The organism is Brevundimonas vesicularis (assembly GCF_032067225.1).
GTDB classification, from domain to species: domain Bacteria; phylum Pseudomonadota; class Alphaproteobacteria; order Caulobacterales; family Caulobacteraceae; genus Brevundimonas; species Brevundimonas vesicularis_F.
In genome coordinates, this window is the sequence record NZ_DAMBJX010000027.1 from 5,832 (window position 1) to 25,742 (window position 19,911).

A 19,911-nucleotide genomic window follows, 5' to 3' on the forward strand; every position below is an offset into this window, starting at 1 on the left:
CCCCACGCGTCGCACCAAATCCTCGTCGGGGTCGACGATCGCGACCAAACCTGCCTCTTCCGCTGCTGACGAAAGGGACCGGTGCGTTCACGACGGCCGACCCCGACACCGTCTTACTCCGAAGCCGGGACGGGGGAAGCGGGTTGTTGCGCCGGACGCTGAGCCTGGCGGGCCGCGCGGCGTTCCTCGCGATCCGCGCGTTGAGCGGACATGGCCGCCCGGCGCTCGTCGGCGGAGATCACGCCGTCGCGATCCGCGTCCAACTTATCGAAACGCTCGCCCAGCTTGGCGGAGGCTTCGGCGATCACCACCGGCCCGCGTTCGCGGCCTTGTCCGCGCATGGCGTGATGCGCGCCGCCGCGACGACCCTCACGATGACCGGCGCGTTCGGCGCGCGGACCGCGATCCGGGCGTGCGGCATGGCCGGCGTCGAACTCGGCGCGGCTGATGGAGCCGTCGCCGTTCGCGTCCAGCTTGGCGAACCGGTCGCCCGCGCGTTCGGCGCGACGGGCCTGCATGGCGGCGGCGCGCTCTTCTGGGCTGACAACGCCGTCGCGGTTCGTATCGAGCGCGGTCAGACGCGCGATGCGCGCATCGACGAACTCGGCGCGGGTAATCTGGCGGTTCGCATCCTCGCGCGCATGATGCGGAGCGGGGGCGCCGGCGGCGGGGGCCGGGGGAACCTGTGCGGTCGCGGCGCCGCCGGCGGCGGCCAGAGCGATGACGCCCAGGCCGGTCAGAAAGGTCTTTCTCATCTCGATCATCTCCACGGGCGCGTTTGGCGCCCTTTGACATTGCCCTGTCAGGAGATTGAACGCGGCGTTGCGGATTCTCCGTCGCGGCCTGCTGGAACCGCCCGCTCGAAGGCCTTTCGCGCCCGCGCGCGCAGGTCGGTCAGCTCGGTCTTCAGCGTGTCGAAGTCCGGCGCGCCGGCAGCCTCGGCCAGGCGCAGCTGGAAGACGCCGGGTTCGCCCTCCGGATCGACCCGCCCCTCGAAGGCGGCGGCCAGGAGATGAGCCAGCCGCTGCTGCACGCGCCAGGCCTCGGCCAGGACCGGGTCATCGTGCAGGGCCTCAAGCGTTGACAGGGTCAAAGGCTCGCCGATGGCGGCGGCCTGAAGCTGGCGGAACTGGGCCGCGAACTCGGCGTCCACCTGCCCGCCCGGCGACAGCTTCAGATCCCAGAAGCCGTGCGGGCGACGCTCGCGATCCATCAGGGCGCGCATCTTTCGGATGTCGGCGGCGACATCAACGCCGGGACGCGGGCGACGCAGGGCGGCCTCGATAGCGGCCGAAACCTGGGCGCCGAACTTGGGATCGCTGGCCCAGACCACGCGAGCGCGAGTCAGGACCATGAACTCCCAGGTCTCCGCCTCCTTGGCGTAATAGGCGTCGAACGCCTTCAACCTCACCGAAACCGGCCCCTTGGAGCCGGTGGGGCGCAGGCGCATGTCCACCTCATAGAGGCCGCCTTCCGCCGTATGCGCCGACAGGGCCGCAATCAGCCGCTGGGTGAAGCGGGCGTAGAAGACGTCGGCGGTCCAACCCTTGATCTCGGACGTCGCCTCGGGCGGCGCCTCGTACAGAGTCATCAGATCCAGGTCCGATCCGGCCGTCATCTCGCGCGAGCCGGCCTTGCCCAAGGCGACCACGGCGACCGCGCCGGGGAAGGCGCCGCCCAACCGTTGGGTCTCGGCCAGCGCCGCCGGCGACAAGGTGCGCATGGCGGCGTCGGCCAGGGCGGCGTAGGCGCGGCCCGCCGCCTCGGCCCCCGCCCGGCCGGTCAGGGCGTGGATGCCGATACGAAACATCTGCTCGCGGTGCAGGCGGCGCACGGCATTCATGGCCCCTTCGAAATCTTCGGTCTCGCCCGCCTCGCGCAGCATCTGTTCGGTCAAGCCGGTCTCTTCGGACAGATCGACCAGGAAGCGGGCGTCCAGCACCCCGTCCAGCGCCGCCGGTTGCCGGCCCAGGGTGCGCGCCAGACGCGGTGCGAAGGCCATGACGCCCAGCACCATCTCGAACAGTTTGGGCTGGTTCAGGAACAGGGCCTGGACCTGCACGCCCGCCGCCAGGCCGGAGAAGAAGACCGCGAAACGCCGGAACGCCTCGTCCGGCGCACCGGATCGGGCCAGGGCCTCCAGCAGGCGCGGCGCCAGGCGGGTGAACAGTTCGCGGCCCCGCGCCGTGCGCGTCGCAGGAATGCGGCCGTGATGCCAGCTGCGGATTGTGTCGGCGACAGAGGGCGCCTCGGAAAAGCCCATGCGACGCAGGGTTTCCAGCGTCTCGGGATCGTTCTCAACCCCGGTGAAGACCAGGCTGCCGTAGCTGGAGTCCAGATCTTCGCCGCCCTCGAACAGTTCGCCGTAGCGGGCGTTGACCCGCGCCAGCAGGGCTTCGACCCGGGCGTCGAAGGCGGCCAGATCGTTCGAACCGGCCAGGGCTGCGACGGCGGCGCGGCGCTCGGCATCCTCGGGCAGGCGGTGGGTCTGCTCGTCGTCGAGCATCTGCACGCGGTGCTCCAGCCCGCGCAGCTCGACATAGGCGGCGGACAGTTCCTCGCAGACCGCGTGGGGCACATGGCGCGCGTCGGCCAGGGCCTTCAGCGCCTCCAGCGTGCGCTGTTTGCGCAAAGCCGGATCGCGGCCGCCCAGGATCAGCTGCTGGGTCTGGGCGTAGAATTCGATCTCGCGGATGCCGCCGCGACCCAGCTTCAGATTGGCCCCGGCGGCCTGCAGCCCCTCGCCCGTCTTGTGGACGTGGATCTGTTTCTTGATCGACTGGATGTCGAGCACGGCCGCGTAGTCCAGGCTGCGGCGCCAGATGAAGGGGATCATGGCCTTCAGGAACCGACCCGCCGCGCGCATGTCGCCCAGCACCGGCCGCGCCTTGATGAAGGCCGCCCGCTCCCAGTTCTGGCCGACGCTCTCATAATAGGCCAGGGCCATCGGCCCGGCGACGACCGGCGGGGTCGAGGACGGATCGGGCCGCAGCCGCAGATCGACACGGAAGACGTAGCCGTCGCCCGTCCGCTCGGTCAGCAGGGTGGCGATCCCCTTGCCGACGCGATTGGCGAAGTCCTGCATCTCCTCACCCTCGCGCAGGGCCAGCCCCATCAGGCGCGGCTCGAAGAAGAGGGAGATGTCGATGTCGGACGAATAGTTCAGTTCGTTGGCGCCATGCTTGCCCATGGCCAGGCCGAACAGGCCGGGAATGGGGCCGCGCGGATCGCCGGGCGGCGAGATCAGCCGGCCGCGCGCCCTCTGTTCAGCGGCGACCGCGCGCAGGGCGGCGCGGCAAGAGGCGTCGGCGAACCGGGACAGGGCGTCGGTGACCTGGTCCAGATCCCAAACCCCGCCCAGATCGGCCAGAGCGGTCAGCAGGTGCAGGTCGGCCTTCAGCACGCGCAGCGGGGCGCGCACTGCGTCCGGCTCGGCGTCCAGCGCGTCCGTGTCACGAATGATCCGCTCCAGCGCCTCGGCTGGATCGGCTTCCAGCAGGCTTCGCAGATGGGCGGGGCGACGGCGCATCAGACCGGCGAGATAGGCCGAGGCGCCGGCGACAAGCGCCAGGGCGGGCCAGGCGGCGTCCAGAGTCTCGCGCCAGCCGTCGGCGTCGGCGGCTTGGATCAGGGTTTCGTGCAGACGGTCGGCGGCGGCGATGTTTGTGACCGGACCGGCGGGCGTGAGGCTGGAGGCCAGCGGGATCGAGGTTTCTGGATGGGCCATCACATCATCCGCTCATCCCGGTCGAGGCCGGCGGCAGCACCAGCGCCACCCGCAGCCCCGGTCCGAAGTCGCCATAGGCGCCTGGGCCCTCGTCCAGCACCACCCGACCGCCGTGCGCCTCGGCGACGGCGGTGACCAACGAAAGCCCCAGGCCCGATCCGGGTTCGGTGCGGCTGTTGTCCAGGCGCACGAACCGCTGGACCACCCGCTCGCGGTCCTCTTCCGGCACGCCCGGCCCGGTGTCGGTGACGGAATATTCGATCTCGCCCGACGAGCGCCGGCGCGCGCGCAGCTTCACCGCCCCGCCGGCGGGGGTGTATTTGATGGCGTTGTCGATCAGGTTGGCCAGGGCCTGGGCGAGGAAGGGCTGGTTGCCCTCGATCATCAGGCCGCGCTCGACTTCAGAAGAAAAGTCGATGTCCTTGTCCTCGGCCGCCGGCTCGTAAAGCTCGGCCATGTCGGCGGCCAGATCGGCGGCATCCATCACCTTTGGATCCGGCGCCCCGCCCGCCTGCAGCCGCGCGATGGCCAGGACGGTGTTGAACGTCTTCAGCAGATGGTCGGCCTCATCCAGGGCGATGCCCAGGGCGTCGACCCCGTCGATCTTGCCGGCTTCGGCATCGATCAAGGCCACCTCCAGCTTGGCCCGCATCCGCGTCAGAGGCGAGCGCAGGTCGTGGGCGATGGCGTCGCCGGCGTGGCGGATGGAAGACATGGACGCCTCCAGCCGATCCAGCATGGTGTTCAGCCCCTGGCCCAGCTCATCCAGTTCGTCGCCGGTGTGGCGCACGGGCGCACGGACCTTGAGGTCGCCGTCCTGCACCGACTGAACGACCCGGTTCAGCCCGGCCATGGCGTTTTCGACCCGCCGGCTGATATAGAGACCACCCGCCAGGCCCAGCAGCATGACCAGAGCCATGGCGCCCCACAGGGCCTGGGTCAGCCGCGCCAGATAGGCCTCGATGTCGCCGATGTCCTGACCGACGAACAGATGTTCGCCGCCGGCCAGGGTGGTGATCACCCCGATGGAGCGACGCCGCTGGACCTTGCCTTGGGCGTCCGTGTCGGTCAGGCGGAAGGTCTCCCAGTCGCTGGCGCCGGCCGGCAGGCTGAGGTCGATGTCGATCGGGGATTCGGTGATGTTGCCGGTGATCGTCTTTCCGGCCTTGTCGGTCAGCAAATACAGATACGGCCCGCCCCGGATGGAGCGTTCGACCAAGGCCTGGTTCAGGGCGTCGATGCCGCGCGTGCGGTGGATCGCTGTCAGGGCGCCCAGCTCGATCTCCACATCCGCCTTGGCCCGACCTTGGGCCTCCGAAGCCGAGGCGAAATAAACATAGGCCAGGATCGCCCCCGCCGCCGCCACGAACAGCGCCAGGAAGAGCAGTGTCAGCCGGAAAGGCGTGCGGCGAAGGAGGGAGGGAAGACGCATGACTCAGGAGATATCTTCTCCCTCCCCCCGCGGGGGAGGGTGGTCGCCGCGCAGCGGTGACCGGGTGGGGCGGACAAGGCAACGCGCGCGCACATCTTCGACGACGTGAGCCAACTGATCTCGCACCATGAGATTGTCATACCTCAAGGTCAGGAGCCCTTCCCTGGCCAAAACAGCATCGCGCACACGATCCTGCCGCATGCGATCTTCACTGAGATGAGAGCCGCCATCGACTTCCACAATCACACCCCGAGACCAACAAAAGAAGTCGAGGTAGTAGCCGCGCAAGGGAGCCTGTCGGCAAAAATGCAAATCGTCGCGTCTGAGTTCGCGTAAAGCGACCCAAAGACGCGCTTCCGATGGGGTGAGCGCCTTACGCATCGCGCGGGCTTTAGCGATGATCGCCATGTCGCCTTGCCCTCCCCACCCGGCCGCTAAGCGACCACCCTCCCCCGAGGGGGAGGGAGAATTCCGTGCGCCGCTTAGGCCTCCAACCGATACCCGGCCCCGCGCACGGTCTGCAGCATGGCGCGGTCGAAGCCCTTGTCGATCTTGGAGCGCAGGCGGCTGATGTGGACGTCGATGACGTTGGTCTGAGGGTCGAAATGGTATTCCCAGACCTTTTCCAGCAGCATGGTGCGCGTCACCGACTGGCCGGCATGGCGCATCAGGAACTCCAGCAGCTGGAACTCGCGCGGCTGAAGATCGATCTCTGTCGTGCCGCGATGCACCGTGCGGCCGATCAGGTTCATTTCCAGGTCGCCGACTTTGAGAACAGTCTGGACGCCGCCGGTCTCGCGACGACGCGCCAACGCCTCGACCCGCGCGATCAGTTCGGCGAAGGCGTAGGGCTTGACCAGATAGTCGTCGGCGCCGGCCTTTAGGCCCGTGACGCGGTCCTCAACCTCGCCCAGGGCCGATAAGAACAGGACCGGCGTCTGATCGCCGCCCTTGCGCACCGTCTCGACCATGCCGACGCCGTCCAGGCGCGGCATCATCCGGTCCACCACATAGACGTCGTAGCCGCCCTTTTGCGACTCCAGCAGGCCAAAGGCGCCGTCCACGGCGTGGGTGACCTCATGTCCGGCTTCGGACAGGCCCCGCACCATGGCGGTCGCCGCCTCGGCGTCATCCTCGACCACCAGAATCCGCATCGAAACCCCTCCCGGAATCAAAATCGCCGCCGATGGTAGCGCATCGGCGGCGATTGACGAGTTAAGGCTTGGTCAGAATGCCGATCATTCGCCGGCGGCGAACTTCAACGGCACCGGGCTGGTACCCTGCGGCGTGCGCACGAACAGCAGGATGCTGGGACGACCCGCCTGTTTGGCCGCCGCCACCGCTGCGCGCAGATCGGCGGCGGACGTGATGTTGCGATCATTGGCGCGGGTGATGACGAAGCCCGGCTGGAAGCCGAGGCGCGCCGCAGCCGAACCCTGTTCGACGTTGGTGATCACGACGCCGTTGACGCTGGCCGGCAGGCTAAAGCGCGAACGCGCGGCCGGCGTGATTGCGGTGACGGCGAGTCCTTCGATCGTGTCGCCCTGACTAGGCTGGCTCTGCCCCGGATTGGCGCTTCCGCCCTCTTCCGACGCAGCGAGCTCCTCTTCCGAAGGACGGGTGCCTGAGCGCACGTTCAGGGTCTGGCGACGACCGTCACGAATCACTTCCAGGCGAATGGTGTCGCCCGGCTTGGCCGCGCCGACCCGACGGGTGGCTTCCTGGCTGTTCGCCACTGCCTGGCCGTTCACGCCGACCAGGAGGTCGCCGATCTGGACGCCGGCACGCGAAGCCGGGCCGTCCTCGGTCACGCTTTCGATCAGGGCGCCCTTGAAGTCCTTGGGCTGGCCCAGAGCTTCCCAACCGTCGGGGCTGAGGGTGCGAAGACCCAGGCCCACATAGCCGCGCTCGATCGACTGACCGCGCATCAGGCGTTCGGTGATGGTCTTGGCGGTGTCCGCCGGAATGGCGAAGCCGATGCCGACCGAGCCGCCCGTGGGCGAATAGATGGCCGAGTTCACGCCGATGACGCGGCCGTGGATGTCGAACGTCGGGCCGCCCGAGTTGCCCCGGTTGATGGCGGCGTCGATCTGGATGTAGTCGTTGTAGCCCGACGGATCGATGTCGCGGGCCTTGGCCGAGACGATGCCCGCCGTGGCGGTGCCGCCCAGGCCGAAGGGATTGCCGATGGCGATGACCCAGTCGCCTACGCGCGGCTCGGCCGTCTCTTCAAAGCTGACATATTTGAAGTCGTTGCCCTCGACCTTGATCACCGCCAGGTCGGTGCCGGGATCGCGGCCGATCAGGCGGGCCGGCAGCTCGCGACCGTCCGACATCTTGACCTTGATCTCGGTCGCGTCGGCGACGACGTGGTTATTGGTGACGATAAAGCCGTCCTGCGAGATGAAGAAGCCCGAACCGGCACCTTGAGTCGTCTGCGGTTCGTCATTGCCCTGACCGCCACGGCCTTGGGGCGGCACGAACTGGAACGGCAGGCCGGGGATCTGGAAGGCGCCGCCCTGGGGCTGGTCCACCTTGACCGTCACGTCGATCTGAACGACGGCGGGCGAGACCTGGTCGAAGATGGTCGCGAAGCTGCTCGGCGCGCCCGGCGGAGGCGTGAAGGCGTCGCCATTGGCCGGGACCGGGGTGATCCGGTTCACCGCCTGCGGTTCCGCGTGCGCGCCGGGCCAGTTGATGACGCCGCCGGCGGTCGCCGCCGCCGCCAGGGTCAGGCCGGCCGCGGCCCCGAGAATGAACTCCTTGCGCTTCAGCATCGTGGTCCTTGCGATCCTCTTGTCCAGCGCCAGACGGGCGCCGGTTTCGCGATTGATATAGGCCGAACCGGCTTTGCGCCAATCCCGACCGCCGATCGTTGATCTCGACTAGCGCCCGTCGTGAGGCGAGGTTGCGTCAGGATCGCGGCGAAGCTTCTCATTTCGTAGAACTTCGTCCAGCCGGCGTTCTTCTTCTGGCGTGAGGGGGACGGCCTCAACCGGACGACGGCGTGCGCGCAGGGCCAGAACGGCGACGGCCAGTAGCACCAAGGCGAACGGGCCGAACCACAGCAGCCAGGTCCCCGCCCGGACCGGCGGGGTGAACAGCACATAGTCGCCGAAGCGCCGCACCAGATCGTCGCGCACGGCCTGATCCGACGCGCCGGCCGCGATCTCCTCGCGGATCAGACGGCGCATGTCGCCGGCGACGCCGGCCGGGCTGTCGGCGATGGCCTCGTGCTGGCAGACGACGCAGCGCACATCCTTGAACAGCGCCTGGGCGCGGGCCTCCTGGGTCGCATCGGCCAGGGGACGGTCGGGTGCGGCGGGCGGCTCGGCCGCCGTCAGCATCAGCGCCACGAGCGGCGCGGCCGTCAGTATCGCCAGGCGCCTCATGCGGTTTTGCGTCGGCGCGCGCCGATCCCGAGCCTGAGCCGACGATCCATCAGTGACAGCACCCCGCCCAGCGCCATGATCATCGGCCCCAGGAAGATCAGTCGCGCCCAGGGGTTCCAGTACAGACGCACGACCCAGGCCGGCTGTTCGGGACTGCCCGCGCGTTCGCCGATCACGACATAGACGTCGTCCAAGCCCCGGAAATCCAGCCCGACCTCGGTGGTGGTCTGGCCGCCGGCAGGGAAGAAGCGGCGCTCGGCCGTGACGGTACTGGCGCGGCCCTGATCGTTCGTGGCGCGCACGGTCAGTCGGCCCTGCTCGGCCAGATAGTTCGGCCCCTCGACGACGCGCACGTCGTCAAGCGTGACGGTCCAGGGGCCGGCGGACACGCTCTGGCCCAGCGAGACGGCGCGGGCGGCCTCGGCCTTGAAGCCCGTCTCGACCACCGCCCCCATGACGAAGACGCCCAGCCCCAAATGCGCCAGAGTCATGCCCCAGGCGCCCAGCGGCAGCCCCTTCAGTCGGCGCACCGTCTCGGCCATCGAGGCGCGGAACAGGCGGGCGCGTTCGGCGACTTCCGACAGCGATCCCAGGATCAGCCACAGACCCAGGCCGATCCCGGCTGCGGCGAAGGCCTTCCTGGGCTCCCACAGGGCGTAGGCCGCCAGGGCGCCGACGATCGCCAGACCCGCCGCGACGGCCAGGCGCTGCATCGCGCCGGGCAGGTCGCCGCGCTTCCAGGCCAGCAGCGGCCCGGCCGGCAAGATCAGGAAGGCGACCATCATCAGCGGCGTGAAGGTGGCGGCGAAATAGGGCGGGCCGACCGAGATGGTCGCGCCGGACGCCGCTTCCAGGATCAGCGGATAGAGGGTGCCAAGCAAGACGGTCGCGGCCGCCGCCGTCAGGAACAGATTGTTCAGCACCAGCGCCCCCTCGCGGCTGACCGGCGCGAACAGCCCCCCGCCCTTCAGCTGCGGCGCGCGCCAGGCGAACAGGGCGAAGGCGGCGCCGGCCGTGATCCCGAGAATGGCCAGCAGCATCAGCCCGCGCTGGGGATCGACGGCGAAGGCGTGGACGCTGGTCAGGACGCCCGAGCGCACCAGAAAGGCGCCCAGCATCGAGAAGGTGAAGGCCAGCAGGGCCAGAAACACGGTCCAGCCGGCCAGCGCGCCGCGCCGCTCGGTCACGACCGCGCTATGCAACAGGGCCGCGCCCGCAAGCCAGGGCATGAAGGAGGCGTTCTCGACCGGGTCCCAGAACCACCAGCCGCCCCAGCCCAGCTCATAATAGGCCCAGAAAGAACCCAGGGTGATGCCGACGGTCAGGAAGGCCCAGCTGGCCAGCGCCCAAGGTCGGACCCAGCGCCCCCAGGCGGGCCAGAAGGCGGTCTGCGCCCGTCCCTCGATCAACGCCGCGACGGCCAGGGAAAAACAGACCGAAAATCCGACGTAGCCGGCGTAGAGCAGCGGCGGATGCACGGCCAGGGCCGGGTCCTGCAGCAGCGGGTTCAGCGACGCGCCCTGTAACGGCGCGGGGTCCAGGCGGGTGAAGGGGCTGGAGGTGAAGACGGCGAAGGCCAGGAACAGCGACCCCAGCGCGCCCTGCACCGCCACGGCCGAGGCCTTCAGCCCGAACGGCAGGCCGCGTGCCCGCGCCAGCGCCCCGCCGAACACCGTCAGCACCAGGCACCAAAGCAGAAGCGACCCCTCGTGGCTGCCCCAGGCGCCGGCGACCTTGTAGAGCATCGGCTTGTCGGTGTGGCTGTTGGCCGCGACGTTGGAGACCGAAAAGTCGGAGACGACGAAGGCGTAGATCAGGGCTGCGAAACTGAGCGCGACCGCCGCCGCAGCCGTCAGAGCCGCGCCCTGGGCGGCCCCGGCCAGGACCGGGCTGCGCCGCGCGCGTCCGGCCGCCGAAAGCCCCGTCTGCAGAATCGACAGCGCCAGCGCCAGCGCCAAGGCGAAGGCCCCAAGCTCGGCGATCATAGGGGGACGGACTTGGTCGCGGCCGGCGCCGTCTCAGGCCGCCACTCGCCCTTTTCCTTCAGACGGTCGGCGACCTCGCGCGGCATATAATTCTCGTCGTGCTTGGCCAGAACCTGGCTGGCGTGGAAGGTGCGGTCGGCGCCGAAGGCCCCTTGCGCCACGATCCCCTGCCCTTCGCGGAACAGGTCGGGCAGGTCGCCGTGATAGACGACGCGGGTCGTGGCGGCGTTGTCGGTGACGACGAAGGCGACAACGCCGTCGCCCGTCTTTTGCACGCTGCCGGCCTCGACCAGACCGCCCAGGCGGATGTTGCGGCCCTCCGGCGCCTTGTCGGCGGTGGCCTCGGACGGCGAATAGAAGAAGGTCACGCTGTCCTGCATCGCCCATAACGACAGGCCGACCGCCAGCGCCAGGATCGGCGCCACGGCGGCGACGACCCACAGGCGGCGACGCGCCTTGGGCGATTTGGGCAGCCAGCTCATGCGATGGACATTCCGGATTCCAGGGACGGACCGGCGGCATATACCGCCGTCGTCGCGCAGGACCAACGCGTCATTGCGCGCCGCCCTTCGGCAGTCGCCGTTCCAGATCCAGACGGCGCGGATCGGCCGGGTCGAGCGCGGCGATCAGGGGCGTCCACAGGGTGCGGGCCTCGACGGCGTCGCCGCGCCGCAACGCGGCCTCGCCTAGGAAGAAGCGCGCGCCGAGTTGGTCGGGATCCAGTTTCAAGGCCTCGCGGAAGGCGGCCTCGGCGTCGCCGCCGATCTGGTTGTCATTGGCGACGACCAAGCTTTCGCCCAGGCGCGCCCAGGCCTGGGCGTCACGGGGATCCAGGGCGATCAGGCGGCGAAAGGCGGAGGCGGCGCCCAGCGGATCGCCGGCGGCAAACCGGGCCGCGCCCAGCATGGCCAGCGCCTGCCGATCCTTGGGCCGTTCCTGAACGACCCGCGCGGTCACGGCCGCCAGTTGCGCTGGCTCCAGCCGTTCCAGATTGGCGGCCCAATCGTCGACGCGCCGCTCATAGGCCTGATCCGGCAGGCCGGGCGAGCCGGTGAAGACATAGAGACCCAGCGCGCCCGCGACGGTCACGCCGATCCCGCCCAGCACCCAGAACCGATCGCTGGCGCCGGCCACCGGGGTCGTGGTCGCCGAAACGGCCAGAAGCCGCCGCCCCGCCTCGGCGCGCGCGCCCGCATAGGCCGCCTCGTCCAGCAGGCCGCGCGCCTTCAACCGATCCAGTTCCTCGATTTCGCGCGAGCCGGCCTGGGTTTCGGCTCCGGCCGCCGGATCGGCGCCGCGGCGCGCGCCGGTCAGCACCAGAAGGGCGGCCAGGGCCGCCGCCAGTCCCGTCATTATCCAGAACACGATCATCTTCGCCGTCTAACCCATCTGCGAAGGTCGGGCGAGGCGTCGTTTCAGCCCAGCCGCGCCATTTCCGCTGAGGCTGCGCGTCGCCTGACCGCGCGCGCCGCCTCCAGCGCCTCGATCACGGTCAGGAACCGCGCCGCGACCCCGATCAGACGCAGCACGTGGTCCGGATTTTCGGCCTCGCCGTCCGACAGACTGTTCAGCGCCTCGTCGGACCAGGTGGAGAGGTAGTCGGTCAGGTCGGCCTTCAGTCCCGAGCGATCGGCTTCGCAGCCGAAGGTGACGGCCGCGCCGCGCAGGGCCGCCACCGCCGCCAGCAAGGCCGCCGCAGCCTCGATCGGTTCGCCCTCGGCCGGCGCCTCCAGCCACGGCGACATCCGCGTCATGCGTCCGGTGATGACCTGACGCTTCATCGGCAGGGCGGCGTGGACGGCGCTGGAGGCGGACTTCATCAGACCCGAAAGCTGGCCCGACACCTGGACTCGCGCCATCCGCGCCGCCTTGCCCCAGCTTGAGTCGGGCCGCACCTGCAGGCTGAGGTCCATCTCGGCCAGCACGCTCGCGCACCAGTTGACGTCGTCCACCACGCCCAGCATCGCGGTCTCGCCGAGCGACGAACGGACCACGGCGGCGATCTTCTGCACCCGCGCCTGAACGGAGGTCAGCAGCCGCTCGACGAAAACGCCCATGTCGGAATGGCTGAGGGTGATTTCACGGTCGGCAAGGCGGCTGGTCCGCGTCACGACCCGCAGCATCCGCTCGGCGTCCGCCACATGGGCGAACAGGATGTCGATCATGCGCCGCCCGCCGTCCGGCGACATCGCCAAACAGTCCTGGATCAGCAGCCTCAGCCCCGCCAGCTGGTTGTCGTCGGGGCGTTCCAGCCAGACGGGCAGGCGCGGCAAGGCGCTGCGGGCCAGAGGCGTCAGGTCGAAACAGCCGGCCAGTTCGACCGGAGTGGATGGCGGCTGGTCGTCGGCGGGGCGCTGAAACTCCGGCCAGACGTCGCGCGGCCGGTCGCGCAGCACGGCGGCCGCCTTGGCGCACAGCCGATCGGCGGCCAGGGTCCATTCGCCGTCCACGGCCACAGCCCTGTCCAGCAGCGGCACGAAGTCCTCCTCGCCCTGCACCGCCTGGCGCCACACCCGTTTCAAGACCTGAGCCGGAAAGACCAGGGCGGGCACGCCGTCGGCGCGCGGCTGGAACAGTGGCAGCAGGGGCGCAAACGCCGTGCCGCGACGGGCGCGATCGCGCGCCTCTGTGGCGACGATGTTCGCCAGTTCGGCCGCCTTGTCGCCCTTCAACGCTGCCACGGCCGCGCCCAGCATTCCCAGCGATGCGTCGGGACAGGCCTCGACGATCGCCGTCAGAGCGGCGTGGTGGGCGGCGGACAGGGACGGCACGAAAGCTCCTGCCAAAACTCAACTCAAGCCGGCACCGTGCGACAATCGGGTTAACAACGACTTGGCGTCTCTTGAGCGGCGCCGCCACTTGAGTCAGGCGTCAGGCACGCCATATTGCCGCCACACCCGGCCCGCGCCGCCGCGCGCGCCGGAAAGGAAAGCCCATGCCCGTAATCGAGATCGACGGCCTGACCAAGACCTACAAGTCGGGGCATCAGGCGCTGAAGCGCATCGACCTGACGATCAACAAGGGCGAGATTTTCGCCCTGCTGGGCCCGAACGGCGCGGGCAAGACCACGCTGATCTCCATCGTCTGCGGCATCGTCACCCCCACGACCGGGACGGTGGTCGCCGACGGCCATGACATCCAGTCCGATTTCCGCGCCGCCCGCACCAAGATCGGCCTGGTGCCGCAGGAGCTGACCACCGACGCCTTCGAGACCGTGCTGGCCACCGTCACCTTCAGTCGGGGCCTGTTCGGCAAGGCGCCGAACCCCGGCTTCGTCGAGGGCGTGCTGAAGGACCTGTCGCTTTGGGACAAGCGCGACGCCAAGATCATGACGCTGTCGGGCGGAATGAAGCGGCGGGTGATGATCGCCAAGGCCCTGAGCCACGAGCCGGACATCCTGTTCCTGGACGAGCCGACCGCCGGGGTCGACGTCGAGCTGCGCCGCGACATGTGGGCGATGGTCAGGAAGCTGCGCGAGCGCGGCGTGACCATCATCCTGACCACCCACTACATCGAAGAAGCCGAGGAGATGGCCGATCGGGTGGGCGTGATCCTGAAGGGTGAGCTGATCCTGGTCGAGGAGAAGTCGGCCCTGATGAAGAAGCTGGGCAAGAAGACCCTGACGCTGAACCTGATCGAGCCGTTGGGCGCCCTGCCCGCCGACCTGTCCGACTGGGACCTGACGCTGAAGAACGAGGGCAGCGAGCTGGAATACAGTTTCGACGCCAACGCCGACGATACGGGCGTGCCGTCGCTGATCCGCCGGCTTGAGGCGCTGAACATCGGCTTCAAGGACTTGAACACCCGCCAGAGCTCGCTGGAAGACATCTTCGTCAGCCTGGTCCACCAGAACGGAGCCGCGGCATGACCTTCAACGGATACGGCGTCTGGGCCATCTATCGCTTCGAGATGGCGCGTGCGCTGCGCACCCTGTGGCAGAGCGTGGTCACGCCGGTGATCACCACGGCCCTTTATTTCGTCGTCTTCGGCGGCGCCATCGGCAGCCGGATGCAACAGGTGGACGGCGTGCCCTACGGCGCCTTCATCGTGCCGGGACTAATCATGCTCAGCCTGTTCACACAGTCGATCTTCAACGCGTCGTTCGGCATCTACTTCCCCAAGTTCACGGGGACGATCTACGAAATCCTGTCGGCGCCAGTGTCGTCGCTGGAGATCGTGCTGGCCTATGTCGGCGCGGCGGCGACCAAGTCGGCGGTGCTGGGCCTGATCATTCTGGCGACGGCGGCCTTCTTCGTGCCGCTGCAGATCCTGCATCCGGTCTGGATGATGGCCTTCCTGATCCTGATTTCAGTGACCTTCAGCCTGTTCGGCTTCATCATCGGGGTCTGGGCCAATGGGTTCGAGCAGCTTCAGATGATCCCGATGCTGGTCGTGACGCCCCTGACCTTCCTGGGCGGCGCCTTCTATTCCATCGACATGCTGCCGGACGGCTGGCGCACGGTGACCCTGTTCAACCCTGTGGTCTATTTGATCTCGGGCTTCCGCTGGGCCTTCTATGGTCAGGGGGATGTGGCCATCGGCGTCAGCGTCGCCGCCACCCTGGCCTTCTTCGCCGTCTGCCTGGGCATCGTCATGTGGATGTTCAAGACCGGCTACCGGCTCAAGAACTGATCCGTCACGAAACGGGCCAGATCGCCAGCGATTGAGAAGACCATGTCCGACGACCAGAAGACCCCGCCCCAGCCCTTCGCCCGCAAGCCGGTGACCTGGGGGCGCATGCCCGCGACGACCTTCCACGTCGGGCCGGTGCCGGTCGCGCCCAATCCGCTGGACCGCATTCCTAATCCGCCGCCTCGCAAGCCCACGCCGCAACAGCAGCAGGCCTCGATCCACACCCAGAGCCTGGCCTCTGGCGTCGCGCCGGCCAAGGGTCAGACGACGCCCGCCAATCTCGCGCCGCGTCCCGCGCCTCGTCCGCAGGGGGCAAGCATCCTAGGCGGTTCGCTGATCCCGACGGCGCGCCCGGCCCAAGCCCAGCCCCAACCCCAGGCTCCAACGCCGCCGCAGCCCAGGCCGCAGCCGGCGCCGGCCGCTCAACCTGATCTGACCGTGCGGCCCCTTCCCGCGCCAGAGACGACGCCCGCCCCTGCGCCGAAGCCGGTCGCGTCCGAACCTGTCGCCGCCCCGCCAGCGGTCGCGGCCAGACCCGCCATCGCGCCTGCGGCTGCGCCGATCACGCCCAGCTTCGCCCGTGCGCGCGCCAAGAGCTCGCGCCTGCCGCTCTATGTCGGAGTCGGGGTCGTCGCCCTGCTGGTCGTCGGAGGCGGACTGTGGTTCGCGATGCGTCCCGCCTCGACCCCGGCGGCGTCCACGCCCGCCATCGCCGCCGATACGCCTCTAACCGTCCCGCCGGCCGATACGACTCCTGCCGACGCCGCACCCGTCGGCGCGACCGAACAGCCGATGCCCGCCGCGACGACCACGGCGACGGCGCCCGCCACGGCGGCTTTCGCGCCGGCAACGACGACGACGCCGCGCGCGACGACGGCCGCGCCCCGCACGCAGACCCAGCCCCAGGCGCCGGCCGCAACGACGCAACCGACGACGCGTGCGCCGACGACGGCCACCCCGGCGCCGTCAACGCCGGCGCCGACGGTCACGACCGAGCCGCTGGTGATCGTGCCAACGGCGCCGACGCCCGCCCCGACCGCGGCACGCCCGTCGAGCAGCGATCCCGACGGTCCGGTGGTGACGCGGCCCCAGCCGCTGGACTGATCGGCGGTTTCGCGCGCCGGGCAGGTGACGAAACGGCCTTCAGCCCCTACCTACAGGCCATGACCGTTCACGCCTCCCCGCCGCCCATCCTCGACGCCGCCGGCGTCGATACCGATGAAGCCCTGTCGATCCTCAAGACGGCCCTGGCCGGCGCCGACGACGGCGAACTGTTCCTGGAGCGGTCCGAGAGCGAGAGCCTGGTCTTCGACGACGGTCGGCTGAAGTCCGCCGCCTATGACGCCACCGAGGGCTTCGGCCTCAGGGTCGTGGCGGGCGAGACCGCCGGGTACGCCCACGCCAACGAGATTTCGGCCGCCGCCCTGCGTCGCGCCGCCGACAGCGCCGCCCTGGCCAAACAAGGGCATGAGGCCCGGGTCGCCGAAGGCCCCCGCGCCACCAATCAGAAACTGTATGGCGAGGTCGATCCCCTCGCCTCGCCCGCCTTCTCCGACAAGATCGCCTTGCTGGCCGAGATCGACGCCTGGGCGCGCGCCCGCGATCCGCGCGTGGTTCAGGTGTCCGCCTCCCTGATCGGCGAACGTCGCGCCATCGAGATCCTGCGCGCAGACGAACGGGCGGTGCGCGATGTTCGCCCCCTCGTCCGGCTGAACGTCTCCGTCACCGTCGAACAGAACGGCAAGCGCGAGAGCGCCTCGTCCGGCGCCGGCGGCCGGGCCGGGTTCGAAGCCTGGGTCGCGCCCGAACGCTGGCAGGCCCAGGTGGACGAAGCCCTGCGTCAGGCCCTGGTCAATCTGGACGCCGTCGACTGTCCGGCGGGCGAGATGGACGTGGTCCTGGGCGCCGGCTGGCCCGGCGTGCTGCTGCACGAGGCCATCGGCCACGGCTTCGAGGGCGACTTCCACCGTAAGGGCTCGTCTGTCTTCAACGGCATGATGGGCCAGCGCGTCGCCGCCCCCGGCGTCACCGTGGTGGACGATGGCTCGATCGCCGGACGGCGTGGATCGCTGTCGGTCGATGACGAGGGCACGCCCACCTCGCGCACCGTGCTGATCGAGGACGGGATCATGGTCGGGCTTATGCACGACCGGCTGTCAGCGCGGCAGCTGGGCGTCGCCGCGACCGGCAACGGCCGACGCCAGTCCTTCGCCCATATGCCGATGCCGCGCATGACCAACACCTTCATGGAAGGGGGCAAGGATTCCAAGGCCGACATGATCGCCAATACGAAGCGCGGCCTCTACGCCGCCAACTTCTCGGGCGGCCAGGTGGACATCACCAACGGCAAGTTCGTATTCCAGTGCAATGAGGCCTATCTGATCGAGGATGGCGTGATCACCGCACCCGTCCGCGGCGCGACCTTGATCGGCGACGGGGCCACGGCCCTGACCAAGATCCAGATGGTCGGCGACGACTTCGCCTTCGATCCGGGCGTCGGCGTCTGCGGCAAGGCCGGACAAGGCGTGCCCGTCGGCATCGGCCAGCCCAGCCTCAAGATCGGCGGCCTGACGGTCGGCGGCACCGCCGTCTGAGCGAGCGGAACCGTATCGCTGCAAAGGGTGTTTCCCCGCCACACTGGAGAGGAAACACCATGCCTACTGAACGCGAAGTCCAACATCCCGATGGCCGGGTTGAACGCATCACTGAAACCAGCGCGGCGCCCACCACGGTCGTCGAGCGTCGCGGCAGCGGCATGGGCGCCATCGTCGCCCTGATCGTCGGCCTGCTGGCCGTGCTGGTGATCGGCTACTTCCTGATGAACATGAACCGCAGCGACGCGGTGAAGGACAACGCCATCGCCGGCGCGGCCGAGAGCGTCGGCAACGCCGCCGACAACATCGGCGAAGCCGCCCGCGACGCCGTTCCGGAACGCAAGTAAGCTCTAGCGCGCCGATTGAGCGGGGGCGGAGGGGCGCCATTCGGGACCGATCGGTTCCAGCCCCTCCGCCTCCAGCCGATCCAATACGCCGTTCGGCTCGGCTAATAGCCGCAAGGGCGCGATAGCGACGGTGACCCCGGTTTCGGCCAGCGCCTTGTCCACCGCCGTATTCCATATACGACGCAGATTGTCCGCCTGGGCCATCACCGACCAGTAGGAACAGGCCGTCGCCGCCCTTTCCAAGGGCGAGTCCAGCACCGCCGGGATCCGGCGCAGACGCCAGTTCTCCGCACGTTGCGCGCCCGCCTCGACCCCGGCCTCCGCCGCCGTCGCCGCCGCGTTAATGCAGTCGAGATAACGCTCGGGCGGCGTCGTCAGAACCTTTTCGATCAGCTCGTCACCCCTGAAGATGCCGACGGGTTCAGCGGGCGTTCGGTTGGCGCGTGTCGCCTGACGGACCAGGCCGGACACCGGACGCCCTCCACTGTTGTAACCGCCCAGTTCCATCAGATCGCCCGACAGGACCAGCATGCTGTCGCGGGTCGGGCCTTCGCCTGTCAGGCTTTCGACCCGGGCTTCAAGGTCCGGTGACAGATAGTCGGCGCTGGTGCGCCCGTTCGGCAAACGGGTCAGCGTCCGAAACCGCCAGATCAGCCGGCCCACATCGGCCAGCGAGGCCCGCCCCTCGACGGGAAACAGAACGCGGTCCGCACGATCAACTGCCGAGATGAGAGCGTCGGTGCGCCACTCCATCTTTCTGGGCAAACCGTCGATCGATCCGACCAGGATCAGGACGCTGTCGCCGCGCCGCACCTCCCACATCGGCGCCTCGATCCGGCGGGCGGTGACGACGATATCCTCGACGGCGTCCGAAGGCGCATCCTGCGCAACGGCCGGCGCGGTCGTCAGGGCCATCGCTGCAAGTAAAAGCACTAGAGAAGATGAGCGTCTGATCATTACATCGCTGTAAACTTTATTACAGTCACTGGTGTAATGAAATCGCTGTAATGATGTCGTCGATTTAATCCACCTTGCGGCCTTGTAACTGGAGATGAACGCGCCGGATCGGCACACCTCTCGCCAACACCCGAGGGGAAGACCAATGACAAAGACCCTGCTGCTGGCCAGCACCGCCCTGCTTTTCACCGCCGGCGCCGCATTCGCCGGCGACAAGCCCCAAGTCGCCGAGGCCCCCGTGCCGACCGGCCCGACCAACCAGGCGCCCCTGGCCGACGCCAGCCAGCGCGGCGTGCTGGTCTTCACGCCGGACTTCTTCGCCGCCCAGCGCCCCAATACGGCGCTCGACATGGTCAACCGGGTCCCCGGCTTCTCCATCGACAACGGATCGGGCGCGCGCGGTTTCGAAGGGGCGGTCGGCAATGTGCTGATCAACAACAACCGTCCCGCCTCAAAGAATGATTCGGGTTCGAACGTCCTGGGCCGGACCCTGGCCAATCAGGTCGAGCGCATCGAACTGATCCGGGGCGGGGCGCCGGGCATCGACATGCAGGGCTATTCCGTCGTCGTGAACGTCATCCTGAAGACGACCGACAGCCGCCAATCGATCCTGACCTGGAACGCCATGCTGTTCGAAGGCGGCCATGACATCTATGGCGGCTCCTATCAGTTCACTCAGAACAAGGGCGATCGCAGCTGGGGCGTGACCCTGTCGGACGGCATGGGCTCCAGCGATTCCAACGGCGTCGGCCGGTCGATCCGTCGCAACGCCGCCGGCGATGTCATCCGCGACGAGCGGTACGAGAACGACGGCTGGGGCGGCGGCCAGGGTATTCGCGGCAACT

The 19,911-nt window shown here is 69.0% G+C and carries 18 protein-coding genes; 6 read left to right on the top strand and 12 right to left on the bottom strand.

Annotation, left to right across the window (positions count from 1 at the left end):
- Window positions 1–113 precede the first annotated feature (113 nt).
- The 11 genes from RT123_RS08715 to RT123_RS08765 all read right to left on the bottom strand — a co-directional run bounded on the left by RT123_RS08715 (window position 114) and on the right by RT123_RS08765 (window position 13,307).
- Entirely contained in the window at window positions 114–755 is a 642-nt protein-coding gene (locus RT123_RS08715; protein ID WP_313008763.1) for an EF-hand domain-containing protein, read from the bottom strand.
- 47 nt (window positions 756–802) lie between these two features.
- Complete coding sequence (locus RT123_RS08720) at window positions 803–3,727, bottom strand: bifunctional [glutamine synthetase] adenylyltransferase/[glutamine synthetase]-adenylyl-L-tyrosine phosphorylase (RefSeq protein ID WP_313008764.1); 2,925 nt, start codon at window positions 3,725–3,727, stop codon at window positions 803–805.
- 4 nt (window positions 3,728–3,731) lie between these two features.
- Window positions 3,732–5,159, bottom strand: coding sequence for an ATP-binding protein (locus tag RT123_RS08725; protein WP_055803341.1), 1,428 nt, complete (start codon window positions 5,157–5,159; stop codon window positions 3,732–3,734).
- A gap of 3 nt (window positions 5,160–5,162) precedes the next feature.
- The gene (locus RT123_RS08730) at window positions 5,163–5,567 is read right to left on the bottom strand and encodes a DUF559 domain-containing protein (protein ID WP_313008766.1); all 405 of its coding nucleotides are present in this window, start codon (window positions 5,565–5,567) and stop codon (window positions 5,163–5,165) included.
- Between the two features lie 74 nt (window positions 5,568–5,641).
- Entirely contained in the window at window positions 5,642–6,313 is a 672-nt protein-coding gene (locus tag RT123_RS08735) for a response regulator transcription factor (RefSeq protein WP_017504381.1), read from the bottom strand.
- An 84-nt stretch (window positions 6,314–6,397) separates the two neighbouring features.
- The gene (locus RT123_RS08740; RefSeq protein WP_313008767.1) at window positions 6,398–7,936 is read right to left on the bottom strand and encodes a Do family serine endopeptidase; all 1,539 of its coding nucleotides are present in this window, start codon (window positions 7,934–7,936) and stop codon (window positions 6,398–6,400) included.
- A gap of 108 nt (window positions 7,937–8,044) precedes the next feature.
- The gene (locus RT123_RS08745) at window positions 8,045–8,551 is read right to left on the bottom strand and encodes a cytochrome c-type biogenesis protein (RefSeq protein WP_313008768.1); all 507 of its coding nucleotides are present in this window, start codon (window positions 8,549–8,551) and stop codon (window positions 8,045–8,047) included.
- Complete coding sequence (locus RT123_RS08750; protein WP_313008769.1) at window positions 8,548–10,536, bottom strand: heme lyase CcmF/NrfE family subunit; 1,989 nt, start codon at window positions 10,534–10,536, stop codon at window positions 8,548–8,550. Before RT123_RS08750 ends, RT123_RS08745 begins: the two co-directional genes overlap by 4 nt.
- Window positions 10,533–11,018: a cytochrome c maturation protein CcmE gene (ccmE, locus tag RT123_RS08755; RefSeq protein ID WP_066552566.1), complete on the bottom strand. Its 486-nt coding sequence runs from the start codon at window positions 11,016–11,018 to the stop codon at window positions 10,533–10,535. The genes RT123_RS08750 and ccmE overlap by 4 nt, the downstream gene beginning before the upstream one ends.
- Window positions 11,019–11,088: 70 nt before the next feature.
- On the bottom strand, window positions 11,089–11,907 hold the full coding sequence (ccmI, locus tag RT123_RS08760; protein ID WP_313008770.1) for a c-type cytochrome biogenesis protein CcmI: 819 nt from the start codon (window positions 11,905–11,907) through the stop codon (window positions 11,089–11,091).
- A 44-nt stretch (window positions 11,908–11,951) separates the two neighbouring features.
- Window positions 11,952–13,307, bottom strand: coding sequence for a hypothetical protein (locus RT123_RS08765; RefSeq protein WP_313008771.1), 1,356 nt, complete (start codon window positions 13,305–13,307; stop codon window positions 11,952–11,954).
- A gap of 164 nt (window positions 13,308–13,471) precedes the next feature.
- On the opposite strand from RT123_RS08765, the gene RT123_RS08770 reads away from it, so the two are divergent.
- Genes RT123_RS08770 through RT123_RS08790 form a run of 5 tightly spaced genes read left to right on the top strand, consistent with a single transcriptional unit; the run spans window position 13,472 to window position 18,109 of the window.
- Complete coding sequence (locus RT123_RS08770) at window positions 13,472–14,404, top strand: ABC transporter ATP-binding protein (RefSeq protein ID WP_313008772.1); 933 nt, start codon at window positions 13,472–13,474, stop codon at window positions 14,402–14,404.
- Window positions 14,401–15,168, top strand: coding sequence for an ABC transporter permease (locus RT123_RS08775; RefSeq protein ID WP_055752804.1), 768 nt, complete (start codon window positions 14,401–14,403; stop codon window positions 15,166–15,168). Before RT123_RS08770 ends, RT123_RS08775 begins: the two co-directional genes overlap by 4 nt.
- 42 nt (window positions 15,169–15,210) lie before the next feature.
- A complete protein-coding gene (locus RT123_RS08780; protein WP_313008773.1) occupies window positions 15,211–16,272 on the top strand; it encodes a hypothetical protein in 1,062 nt (353 codons plus the stop codon).
- A gap of 59 nt (window positions 16,273–16,331) precedes the next feature.
- On the top strand, window positions 16,332–17,762 hold the full coding sequence (gene tldD / locus RT123_RS08785) for a metalloprotease TldD (RefSeq protein WP_066552576.1): 1,431 nt from the start codon (window positions 16,332–16,334) through the stop codon (window positions 17,760–17,762).
- A gap of 59 nt (window positions 17,763–17,821) precedes the next feature.
- Window positions 17,822–18,109 (top strand): hypothetical protein, encoded by a 288-nt coding sequence (locus tag RT123_RS08790; RefSeq protein WP_045809440.1) that lies wholly within the window; start codon window positions 17,822–17,824, stop codon window positions 18,107–18,109.
- A 3-nt stretch (window positions 18,110–18,112) separates the two neighbouring features.
- Here RT123_RS08790 and RT123_RS08795 read toward each other — a convergent pair whose 3' ends face one another.
- Window positions 18,113–19,024: a TraB/GumN family protein gene (locus tag RT123_RS08795; RefSeq protein ID WP_313008775.1), complete on the bottom strand. Its 912-nt coding sequence runs from the start codon at window positions 19,022–19,024 to the stop codon at window positions 18,113–18,115.
- Between the two features lie 187 nt (window positions 19,025–19,211).
- On the opposite strand from RT123_RS08795, the gene RT123_RS08800 reads away from it, so the two are divergent.
- Window positions 19,212–19,911 (top strand): Plug domain-containing protein (locus tag RT123_RS08800; RefSeq protein ID WP_313008776.1); only part of this gene is annotated, 700 nt, incomplete at its 3' end.